This window comes from Psychrobacter sp. Sarcosine-3u-12 (assembly GCF_002836005.1).
In the GTDB taxonomy this organism is placed as follows: domain Bacteria; phylum Pseudomonadota; class Gammaproteobacteria; order Pseudomonadales; family Moraxellaceae; genus Psychrobacter; species Psychrobacter okhotskensis.
On record NZ_PJBY01000094.1, the window covers coordinates 60,062 to 71,736 of the forward strand.

At 40.0% G+C, this 11,675-nt stretch carries 8 protein-coding genes, 2 tRNA genes and 2 pseudogenes; 6 read left to right on the forward strand and 6 right to left on the reverse strand.

Translation table 11 applies throughout. The features are described 5' to 3' along the window. The first annotated feature begins 338 nt into the window (after positions 1–338). From msrB to CXF65_RS06585, 4 genes are all read left to right on the forward strand, one after another. Positions 339–764: a peptide-methionine (R)-S-oxide reductase MsrB gene (gene msrB / locus CXF65_RS06570; RefSeq protein WP_025652846.1), complete on the forward strand. Its 426-nt coding sequence runs from the start codon at positions 339–341 to the stop codon at positions 762–764. Positions 765–918: 154 nt separating this feature from the next. Next, positions 919–1,401, forward strand: coding sequence for a glutathione peroxidase (locus CXF65_RS06575; RefSeq protein ID WP_025652847.1), 483 nt, complete (start codon positions 919–921; stop codon positions 1,399–1,401). A 394-nt stretch (positions 1,402–1,795) separates the two neighbouring features. Further along, positions 1,796–1,871 (forward strand) — tRNA-Val (locus tag CXF65_RS06580). A 52-nt stretch (positions 1,872–1,923) separates the two neighbouring features. Next, positions 1,924–2,000: transfer RNA gene (locus tag CXF65_RS06585), tRNA-Asp, on the forward strand. Between the two features lie 159 nt (positions 2,001–2,159). Here CXF65_RS06585 and CXF65_RS06590 read toward each other — a convergent pair. After that, positions 2,160–3,728 (reverse strand): phosphatase PAP2 family protein, encoded by a 1,569-nt coding sequence (locus CXF65_RS06590; RefSeq protein WP_157824046.1) that lies wholly within the window; start codon positions 3,726–3,728, stop codon positions 2,160–2,162. A 245-nt stretch (positions 3,729–3,973) separates the two neighbouring features. Between CXF65_RS06590 and CXF65_RS06595 the strand changes: the two genes are divergently transcribed. Beyond that, the gene (locus CXF65_RS06595) at positions 3,974–4,582 is read left to right on the forward strand and encodes a DedA family protein (RefSeq protein ID WP_101211466.1); all 609 of its coding nucleotides are present in this window, start codon (positions 3,974–3,976) and stop codon (positions 4,580–4,582) included. A gap of 311 nt (positions 4,583–4,893) precedes the next feature. Next, positions 4,894–6,129, forward strand: a pseudogene (locus CXF65_RS06600) (IS3 family transposase). A gap of 145 nt (positions 6,130–6,274) precedes the next feature. Here CXF65_RS06600 and CXF65_RS06605 read toward each other — a convergent pair. From CXF65_RS06605 to CXF65_RS06625, 5 genes and pseudogenes are all read right to left on the reverse strand, one after another. Continuing rightward, the gene (locus CXF65_RS06605; RefSeq protein WP_101211467.1) at positions 6,275–6,988 is read right to left on the reverse strand and encodes a GAD-like domain-containing protein; all 714 of its coding nucleotides are present in this window, start codon (positions 6,986–6,988) and stop codon (positions 6,275–6,277) included. Between the two features lie 22 nt (positions 6,989–7,010). Further along, positions 7,011–8,330, reverse strand: a complete 1,320-nt coding sequence (locus CXF65_RS06610) for a polymorphic toxin type 15 domain-containing protein (protein ID WP_101211468.1) — start codon at positions 8,328–8,330, stop codon at positions 7,011–7,013. Next, positions 8,327–9,136, reverse strand: coding sequence for a DUF2345 domain-containing protein (locus tag CXF65_RS06615; protein WP_157824048.1), 810 nt, complete (start codon positions 9,134–9,136; stop codon positions 8,327–8,329). The genes CXF65_RS06610 and CXF65_RS06615 overlap by 4 nt, the downstream gene beginning before the upstream one ends. 147 nt (positions 9,137–9,283) lie before the next feature. Beyond that, a complete protein-coding gene (locus CXF65_RS06620) occupies positions 9,284–10,477 on the reverse strand; it encodes a hypothetical protein (protein ID WP_157824050.1) in 1,194 nt (397 codons plus the stop codon). A gap of 46 nt (positions 10,478–10,523) precedes the next feature. Then, positions 10,524–11,675: pseudogene (locus CXF65_RS06625) on the reverse strand (hypothetical protein); the annotation flags it as partial.

Here is an 11,675-nt window from a genome sequence, read left to right on the forward strand (position 1 = left end):
GACAGCTGCTACCGATGTGATTAAAGTGGCTGATTACAGCATCATTGTCTGTGACGCTATACAAGGTCTATGATGCGATAGATAATTATTACTCATCTCTATCAAGCTTGTCATCATATACCCCTTGAATATCATGCTGACTAGCAGCAGATAAAGGCTATCGTTATCCTAATAAGGTGATGATAAATCCCTAGTAATCGATTATATAATACAATCAGCTTAAGGTGATTTGGCTACAAAGCAGACAAGTAGAACTACGACAAATAGTAGACTAAGCGAGCTTTAACCGTAGCCGATTTATATAAGACTGACTATACATACTCAAGTAAGGATCAATCATGCAAGACAATCAACTTAGCAAAGAAGAAATCAGCCAACTGACCGAAGCAGATTGGAAAGAGCGCCTTAGTGCTGATGAATATCATGTAATGCGTGAAAAGGGTACAGAGCGTCCATTTACTGGCGTTTATAATGATGCAACTGATGACGGTGTTTACCGCTGTAAAGGTTGCGGCGCCAGCTTATTCGATTCTGCTAGTAAGTTTGATGCCAGTTGCGGTTGGCCGAGTTTTGACCAAGGCATCGATAACAGTGCTATCGAAGAGCATGTGGATAATTCGCTGGGCATGACTCGAACAGAAGTCACCTGTAGCAACTGCGGTGCACATTTGGGCCACGTATTCCCAGATGGGCCAAGTGAGACGACAGGTATGCGCTATTGCATCAACTCAGTCTCTATTGATTTAGACAAATCTGAAAAGTAGTTTCAGATATAACCAGTAGATTATTTTTCTCTAAAGGTATAAAAAGGAAGCACGTGTTGCTTCCTTTTTAATTATTGGCGCTGTATATTAATATTATTAAAAAGGCAGGCGCACCCAAAAATATCAAAAAAATCAATCAATTTAAGGATAGATGATGAGTACTGTTTACGACTTTACTGCAGAGCGTATGGACGGCAGCCCGCAAGCCTTTTCTGACTATCAAGACAAGGTGTTATTGATTGTCAATACTGCGAGCAAATGCGGCTTTACCCCGCAGTTTGAGGGGTTAGAGGCGCTACATGAACAATATAAAGATAAAGGTTTGGTCGTTGTGGGCTTCCCTTGCAATCAATTCGGTAGCCAAGACCCTGGTAGTAATGAAGAGATCGGGGCGTTTTGTCAAAAGAATTACGGCGTAAGCTTTCCAATGATGGCAAAGGTCGACGTCAACGGCAAAGATGCTCATCCTATTTTTGATTGGCTTAAAGAACAAAAAGGCGGCTTACTGACAGACGGTATTAAGTGGAATTTCACCAAGTTCTTAGTTGGTAGTGATGGTCAGGTGATCGATCGTTATGCGCCAACGACCAAACCTGAAGCCATGACCGCTGATATTGAAAAAGCTTTGGCCAAATAATCCGTTATTTCTTAATAAAATAAAAGAATATTGGCTTTATCGTTAAATATAAAGCCAATAAAAACATGGGCTTGTCATTATGCTTATAAAATCGTTAAAAAATAGCGAATAAAAAGGCAAATAATATTTGACAGGCAGGTGTAAATCTATATAATACACACCCACAGCAAGGGGCTTTAATTAAGTTCTATGTTGTTGAAATTATCGTCAAGATATTTCAGTATTAACTAGAGAGTGACTACTTTAGTTAATCAAAGCTTTAGAAAATTCTATTTAAAGAATTTTCTCTTGCGGATAAATACCTACTTTATGTAGGTGCTGAGTTTTTAGAATTTACGACAATGTAAATTCTCTTGCGCTCGGACGAAGCAGTGCTTCGTTATATCCTCGCTCAGGGTGATTAGCTCAGTTGGTAGAGCGTCTGCCTTACACGCAGAATGTCGGCGGTTCGAATCCGTCATCACCCACCACTCTTTTTAGCGAGTGTCTCTGTAATAAGAGAAGATGCTAAAAACGACCTAAGCAGCGGTAGTTCAGTTGGTTAGAATACCGGCCTGTCACGCCGGGGGTCGCGGGTTCGAGTCCCGTCCGCTGCGCCATATTTAAAACTTAGTTTTAATACAAAAGTTTCAACCTCAAACATTAGATTGTTTGAGGTTTTTTTGTGTCTGAATTCTGATGTAAGTATCTGGTTTAGACGCAAAACGGCATAGCTATTATTAACGAGGACGTATTGATCACTATTTTAAAATAATGGTTCAATTCTTTTTAGCGAAAATTTCTATCTTATTAACGAGTAACTTGGGCAGATAATAGTCATTGAGGTGCGCTTTTGGATATTGCTCGTTGATCCAAGTGACGTAATTATCAGCAGTCAACTGTCCTTGATATATCAGATACAAAGCGTGCAGGGCGACGCTACGGGATAATCCCATCACGCATTGGAAGTTAATCAGTACCATATTGTCAGGCAGCTGTTTATGCGTGATATTAGTCGCTATACCAATGTTTGCTAAGGCATCGTTTGCTAAGGTATCTATCTGTTTAAACAGATGAATAAAATCCTGAGCAGCAACCTCTCTTAAAGACTGTAAATCCAACAGTGGAAAATAAAGATATTTAATTTTAATAGCGGTAAATGATAGGTAAGTATTGCAGAGTGATGAGCTGTTATTATTAACGTCTAATTTGTGTACTTCCGCCTGAGTATTTAGCGCTTTTTTTAAGCTCAAATTATGGCTATTGGTTTCAACAGCGGAGTCAATCACAATAATTGTCGAAAATTTTGAAAAATACAAATAGTGTCTATTATTCATTTGCGACAAGCCAAATAATTTTGGCGTAGCGATCGCATATATAGAGTCCGCTATTTTATAGTTCGAGCCCATATCAGTATGACTCAATAAGCCAGAATTTGACTGTTTATGTTGAGTGAATTGATAGCGTTGTCCGACATACCACATCAGTCGGTAGCCCAATAATAATGGCGCAAATATCAACCAAGTAGACAGTCGTAAGCGCCCTTGCTTATCCTTTGCAAACCAACGTTTATCACGAGTTTGGTTGGGGTGTTGATACGCCCATGCCAAACCCAAAAAACTTAACGCCCAGTACGTGGCGACTACAGAATACAACCCTGCAAAAGTGCCAGAGGCAACGCTTCTATTGAGCATGAATCCTGCTATCGATAGAATTAAAAATCCTGATATCGCCACCACTAAATACTTTAAAACTAAATTATTACGCAGCTTATTGATCATGATCAGTACAAGCGCCGCCAGTAATAAGCCACCGGCAATATCTAAAAGATGATGTTGATAAGTCAGGACGGTGGAGACGATGATGAGACTACAGATACAACAAAGTGCTAGGCGATATAGAGCGGATTTTGAAAGTTGCCATAAAGACGTCCCCAGTAATACAGCATATGCCACATGCAGGGAAGGAAACTGGTTAAAAGGTTTGTCGGTTATATGCAAAAACTGATAGCCATAATGCGCCCAGCCTAATACAGTAGGGCGCTCAAAAGTAAATTTGGCGGGGAATATATAAAAGATAAAACAGGCGAAAAGCGTGGCTAAGATTAATTTTCCTGTTAATAAGGAGAGTTGTGCGGGTGTTTTTATCATAAAAAAGCTGGCACAAAACAGCATGATTGACCAGCTATAAGGCACAATCATCAGTGGGATAAAAGGAATCGCTACATCAATCGGTGTGGCGAGGTTATAAACTTTCTTAGGACATACAGAGTTAATGCTACTTAATTCAGAAAATTGGATATCATAAAACAGCGCTTGCGCATAGAGATTAGTCAAAGAGTACAGCATAGCAAAGACGCCAAAAGCGCAGGCTAAGGAGATCCATCTAGATATCATGGAAAGAGGTGAATTACTGGTCATAGGGTTTGTCTAATCATTGCCATAATGCAAGTGCTATAAATAGCATAAAACAGCAGATTTTGACACAAAGTAGGTTTAGACTAATCGCAATGTTTGGATATTTTCATGGTTAGATGTGCTCAAAAATTGAAAAAATACGACCGTCACGATGGTAATGAAGGAAAGTAATAATTATGAATCAAATCAGCGAATGGGTACTCAGTATTATGGCAAAATTTGGCTACTTTGGTATTGTATTTGCCATGTTTGCCGAAAACGTTTTTCCACCTATCCCTTCTGAAGTCATTATGCCAGCAGCTGGTTTCGCCGCGTCGAGAGGTGATTTAAATTTAATCTTAGTCATCCTTGCTGGCACGTTAGGTGCTTCACTTGGTGCGTTACCGTTATATTATTTAGGTCGTATATTCGATAAAGAACGTTTGATCGCGGTTACCGAAAAATATGGTAAATACGTGCTCGTTAAACCTGATGACGTTGCCTCTGCAAATGAGTGGTTCGATAAACATGGTAAAACAGCCGTGTTCTTTGGCCGTATGGTGCCTGGCGTTCGTTCGCTCATTTCTATCCCTGCTGGCATGAACAATATGCCGCTGCTGCCTTTTTTAGCATTGACGGCTTTAGGCTCGAGTATATGGACGGCGGCATTGACGTTGGCGGGATATTATCTCGGACAGAACTATGAGGTCATCGAAGGCGTGTTAGCCCCTTATTCCAAAGGATTTGGCATACTGGTTGTCGTGATTATCATCGGTTGGCTTATTAAGCGCCGTCGGCAACCGTAAATGATGTCCGTTTTATTCGAGACATATTTAGGGCGTGTCCTCAACCTGAACAAAAGCGACTAAATGGGCTAAAAATAGCTAACTCTTGCCAAACTACGTCAAATAGCTAGTCAATATCTCGATATTATCTGCACTATTTTCCTTGTTTGGCTACCATTTATCTTATTTTTATCACCATTTTCAGATTGAGGACACGCTCTAGTAGCCGCTATTTTTATTATATGGTCAAAGCTCAATAGCATCATGTGAGCTATGCTGAAAAAACCGTACACCTAAACTTGGTAAACTAAGCGTATTAATCGGAGTTTATCATGACCAAGAAAATAAGAAGCTACAGTGACGAATTTAAAGCCGAGGCCGTCAAGAAGATAGCAGACAATAATGGCAATATCTCAGCGACCGCAAAGCACCTTGGCATCGCCATGCAGACCTTATCTAATTGGCATAATAAAGCCAATCAAGGCAAGCTTATCGGCACAGAACAATATGATCCTGATCTTATGACGGCTCTTCAGGAAATAAAGCAGCTCAAACGACAGCTTAAAGTAGCCGAAGAGGAACGAGAGATATTAAAAAAGGCGACGGCGTACTTTGCCAATGAGGAACGTTAAGAAACAGTCTAGTAGACTGTTTTAGTGACGCAAGACGTAGGGCTATGCCCGCAGTGACAGTTAGTGAAGTAGGCCGTTATCAAAAACAACGATCTCTTCTTTAGTATCACTACTATGTGTCGTGTACTAAAGGTTAAGCATTCTAGCTACTATTATGACTGGCTGAGTCGTGATATCAGTGAGCAACAGATACACCGTGACCAGTCTGAGCTACTTGTCAGAGCGGCACATAGTGAAACAAAAGCATGTTATGGTGCTGATCGACTGCACGCAAAGCTGATAGAGCAAGGGCACGATATTAGCCTATATATGGTCAGAAGCATTAAAGAAGAACATGAAATCAAATGCCGTCGTCACAAACGCTTTAAAATCACCACTGATTCCAACCATAACAAGCTTGTCTATCCAAACATACTAAATCAGCAATTTGATGCTAAGCATCCTAATGAATCGTGGGTCAGTGATATTACTTATATCTGGACCAATGAGGGTTGGTTGTATTTAGCTGGAGTCAAAGATTTATACACCAAAGAGCTGGTCGGGTATGCTATCAATAAGCGAATGACCGCAGATTTAGTATGTCGTGCACTCAATATGGCAATCAAAAATAAACGTCCAAGCCAAGGATTGATTGTGCACTCTGACAGAGGCAGCCAGTATTGTAGTCATGCCTATCACAAAATCATCAAGTAGCATAATTTCAAAGGCTCAATGAGTGGTAAAGGCAATTGTTTCGACAACGCACCCATAGAAAGCTTTTGGGCCACATTAAAGAATGAGCTAGTGTATCACCAAGACTATAAAACAAGGTTTGTAGCAATCAATGATATCATCGGCTATATCGAGCTGTACTACAACCAAGCGAGGATTCAAAAGAGTTTAGGCTATAAGTCGCCAAGACAGGTGTGGTTTGACTATTATCGTAAAGCTGCTTGATTCAAATCTCCCAAGTTTAACTGTACGGATTTGACGGCAGGGGTCATATCGTCAATTCCTCTCATACCTGTTTGAGGATGAAAGTAGTGGAGCCAATCAGCTGATCGCTAATAAAAAACCACCCGAAGGTGGCTTAAATAATTAATTATACTAAGTCATCTAAATCAGGTAGATTTGATGAATCTTCAACACCGAATGCCATTTGTCCTAATTTCTTAAAGTCGATGTATTGGATTTCAATCAAGTCAGGTAAGAGACTAAGATGCACAAAGATATTCATTTTATCGACATTTTTGATAGACGCGTTGTCACTTATGGCAAGGGCAGGGACGAAGCCAAACATTTCATCGTATTCAAGTGCTCCAAATTTTTTCACACAACGGTCGAATAGTGGTTTACCGTTATTGTCTTCCATATCTGTATATTTAATCTGTTTAAACCCAAAAAACATAGCTAATTCTTGATTGGATTTTCCATACGCTATTTCTTTTGCATTACCTTTCTTTTGGTATATCCAACCTAGAGTAGGAGTGATTTCAAATGTGAATCCTGATTTTTCACCCCAAACGTATAATTCGCCAAAGCCACTTCGAGCGATCACATAATAGTTATCTTGCCTCATAACCTCATCGCCGAGCCATGTAGTCAGATCTTCTTCGTAGTCAGCTGGATTAACTATCCAAAATAAGCCTTTTTTAAAGCGACAAAACCCTAAACGCTCCCAATAGAATAGTAGTTTATCAGGCAATCTACCACGATAACGATTAAAAATAGCTTGTGCAACTGGCTGCTGCCAATCAGGTTGTCCAAAGTCTTCCATGAAAAGATCAAAGTCTTCATCTATAATAAATGTACTCATTTAAATGTCCTTTAGTCATATTTTATTTACATCTATTTAGTTCAACGTTCATTTTGGTTTGCCCGCCTTGTTTTAAAGCTTCTTTAGCGGCTTTATCCATCTGTGCAACTCTACTATTTGCTTCAACTTTATTAGACCATTGTCCACCTATGGACTTATTCACATCAGCACGACCCAGTCGATTAATTTTATCTTTACCACCTGCAATCATATCAGGATCATGTAGAGCATTCAGGTCTTTCATTATTTCAGGAGTACGTTTGTTCGCTAACCGTTCAGCTTCTATAGGAGATTTTCCTTGTTTCTCATAGCTATTTTTCAAAGACTCATTAATCTTATCTTCATACTCTGTTCTAGCGTTTGCCTGCGCCCCATTACTTTTCGGCCTGCCATACGTTTTGAAGGCGTCACGACCTGTCAAATACTCATCGACAGTAAGGTTATTCAGTCCAGCTTCTTGATCTTTTAATTGACGATAGTACTCTTTCTCAAATTTTGCATTTGCTTTACTGTCTTTAGAAAATCTGCTTTTTAAGTCTTTGCTTGGCTTAAAGCACTTCGGCTTATGCTGCTTCATAACTCCTTTTCTAGCAGGTCTCGACGTGATACTACTATTATGATTAACCGTTTCACCAGAAGCGTTCCTGTTGGTTGAAGCTAAGGCTGTGCTGGGTTTTGTGCCAGCAGCTTTACCAACGCCTGCATGATTAACACTCGCTGTAGCCGGTGTCATTTTCGACCAGCCATTTATCTCATTAATAATTTGCTGAGCGAAACGATCAAAGTCTTTTTGAATTTGAATTAACTTTTGCTTATTAGACTTACTTAAACTATTGAGAAACTTAGGAATCAAGATACTGTTAAGTAAGCCTTTTAGTTTACTGACATCTAACGCTTTCTTTAGCGCTTGCTCTGCATTACCTTTACCAAATTTTCTGATAAAGGCAAATAGATCAGTAGGGCTTTTACCGCCAATTTTAATGGCTTTAATGGCACTTTTGACTGCATCACCAAAGACTGGTATCAGTCCTATTAATGCTGCTATGAGTAAAAACCACAAAGTAGTATCAGAGGGCTTGTCTTTTAGGTTCATGACTGCCTTGATGATGTCTCGCGCATCAATAAGCTGTCCTGCAATAGGAACTGCACCGATCACAATTTCAGCGAATAATGCCCAAGACGAGGTGTTTTCACCTGCTAGAAACGAACCTGTCTCTTCTTTTAATGCTTCAAACCAGCCTGTGGGTTTTTCTTGTTTGGCTTTTTTATATTTTTGAGGAGTGTAATCCTTCCCTATGTTACTAATCCCTAGTGCGCCGCCGCCAAAGCCATTACTACTCATATACCATCCTCCATATCTATATCAGGCTTGAAGTCAGCAGGGTCTTCACCATAATAAACATGAGCTTGACCCTTAGGCACACCTTCTAAACGAGCAAAGCCATTTTTATCTAAAATGCCTTCTCTGACAGAGCCATCTGCGAACTCGACACGGTAGGGCGCACTGCTTACTGGAGTCTCGTCATCGTGTAGATAATTAAGCTCGATAAAGGTTGGTGGTTCGTCCAAGATATTAGAAGGTAAGCCTGATACAAATTGACCATCAACTCCGCCCCCAGCCTTACTGTGCTTACCTGCTTTTTCCGTCACCTCTTTGGCGGCGATAGTGATATTGCTACCATCCAAAGTAATACTCGCACCGCCTGCCGTTATCGTCACTTTATTGGTTGCCACGACTTCTACCTCTTTGGTGGAGGAGGCGATGTTCACATCTTGCTTGGCGGTTGCTTCCAGTTTCCCTGTATGGGCGGATAGGGTGATATTTTCTTTGGCATTGGTCATACTAAACTGACCATCGGCTATGATATTGAGTGATTCGCTACTGACTTGATGATGACTATCGCCACTACTAATCATCATATCTTGCTGAGTAGTGCTAATCATCTCGCCCATAGTTCTATGAATAATGGTATCGTCGCTCACATAGCTTATGTCAGCTGCGCTATCTATCAGCGTATACGGTGCTTGCTGATGGGTGGTTTGGGTTTGTTGTTCCTCAGCGATGTTCTCTAACTGAGTTTTAATGTTGGCATGATCATTAACTGACCGTCCAAGCCCAGAGGCAAGTTGCGTTAACCGCTCAGTCAAGTGCTGACCACCCAATGCCGTTTGGGTCAGAGTAGGGGTATGGTGCTGATAGTTATGTTGCTGTGCTTGGAGGTGGGTTTGCGGCTGGGTGGAGAGGACTAAATATAAAAAACCACCCGAAGGTGGTTTAAGTAAAATAATAACAAACTAACCTTTTTCACCCTCAAACTGCCAAATCACCTGACCCCAATTATTGTGAGGGTAATCGGGCATGATATCGCCCTGCTTAAAGTAAGCTCTGCTATCTGCTTTAGCTAAAGTGAACCAGTAACCAGATATAGGGCAGGGCTGACCAGCTAGGCAGCGGCCTTTCGCTTGACTGGTGATTTCGGGTTTATTAGGCTTGGTTTTATTTTCATAATAGGGCGTCATGTCTTCTCCAGCCTCTTGAAGCTTAATAAACTCTTCATAAGTTATTTTGTAAGGGTCGATAGAGACAAACTCACTAGTATCTATGCCTGTTTCTTTAAGTACTAGTGGTAAAGTATAGTCAGGTTGATTTTGTTGGATTTTTAGACCCATTTTTGTGGCAGCGGTTTCGGAGAAGAGTCTGAATTCAGGTAATTCGCCATAAAGCTTACTATATTCTTTAGTCAAAGACTCATCATAATCATTCGGAACTATTTGTTGCAGCAGCTCTACTTCATTGAAAACTTCTAAACTAATCAGGTAGTGACGCTTACCCGTGGATGGATCTGTTTGTCTATTCATTCTGATATTCATAAATATATCTGTACCATGTCGAAGCTGCCATGTTTGGAGATCATCGAGCTGCATCCATTGTTCAAAAGTTAATGGATAAGTATAGTTAAGGCTGAAAGTATTTCCGTCTTCTTTGGTAGCAAATATAAAACTCTCTTCAGGAGTCAATCTGGGTTCACTTAAAGTTTTAGCATGTGTCCAACCTTTATCTTGTAGTTCTTTAAAGAAAGACATCATTTTCTGATAGGCATCTTCGTCTGATATACCGCTTACTTTATGGTTGAATAAAAAGCCAAGATTGACTTTCGAGAGTTTGTAATTTGCTTGTTTGTTATCGTCATAAGCCAAGACTGACATAACACCGTCAATACTTAACTCACCATTAGGATATTTAATAATGACAGTAGGTTCTTTATATCTTGGAAAATCATAACCTTGAAAAGTAACCCCCATAGGCTGAGCGTCTGCTTCTTGGAAAGCTTTATACTCAGGGTTAGCACCGTATAAATCTTTAGCAGTCATGTTTAATGAAATTTCTAAAGGTTTATCAGGCATAATAACCTCTTTTTCTGCTTGGCAGGCAGTAGCTAAAAAAAGGAAGCTAAAGCAAATCAGAGTAATGAAAATTTGTTTAAACATAATACCAAACATGCCTTGGTTGCTTGAATAATGGGATTTTATATCCTTACCCTTTTTCACCCTCAAACTGCCAAATAACTTCGCCCCATTGGTTGTTAGGGTAATCAGGCATGATGTCACCTTGCTTAAAGTAAGCACGACTGTCAGATTTTGCTAGCGTGAACCAGTAGCCTGATTTAGGGCAGGGTTGTCCGGCTAGACAACGGCCTTTCGCTTGGCTGGTGATTTCGGGTTTGTTGGGCTTGGTTTGATTCTCGTAATAAGGCGTCATGTCTTCACCCGCCTCAGAACGTTTGATAAACTCTTCATAAGTTATTTTATAAGGGTCAATAGAGATAAACTTACTGGTGTCGATGCCTGTTTTTTCTAGTACAAGGGGTAGGGTGTAGTCAGGTTGATCTTGTTGAATTTTTAATCCCATCTCGATAGCTTGGCTTTCAGATTGTAGTCTCCATGTGGGCATTTCTGGATATAATTTGACATACTCCTTTTCCCAATTGTCTCTATGATCTGCTCCTACCGTTTGCTTAACGACTTCGATTGGATCACTTATGTCCAGACTCATTAAGTAATGACGGTTACCTGTTTCAGGGTCTGTATCTCTAATGTACATAATATCTATAAAAGCATCCGTTCCATGCCTTAACTGCCACGTATGTATATTGCTCAATTGCATCCATTGTTCAAACGTAAGAGTACGCGTAAAGTCCAAACCCAAACTACTTGTATGCTCTGCAAGTGTAAAAGTAAAACTGTCTTCTTTAGATAAGCGAGGTGAACCTATATCCTTATTATATACCCAGCCTTTATCTTCTAACTCTTTGAACAAAGCCATCGTTTTTTTATAGGCATCTTCATTTGTGATGCCATCGTCAGTATCATCTAAGAAAAAGGATATTGATAGGAATTCTAAAGTACGGTCATTGTTTTCAATTTTATCTAATCCTGTAATTGTAACAACATTATTTACCTTTATCTGTCCGCTAGGATAGCTTAATATGGCACTTGCCATATTTGAGGTAGGAAAATCATACCCTTGAAAGGTAACCCCCATAGGTTGAGCGTCGCCTTCTTGAAATGCTTTATACTCAGGGTTGGCATCGTATAACTCTTTAGCAGTCATGTTTAATGAAATTTCTAAAGGTTTATCAGGCATAACAACCTTTGTTTTAGCTTGGCAAGAAGTAGCTATTAATAT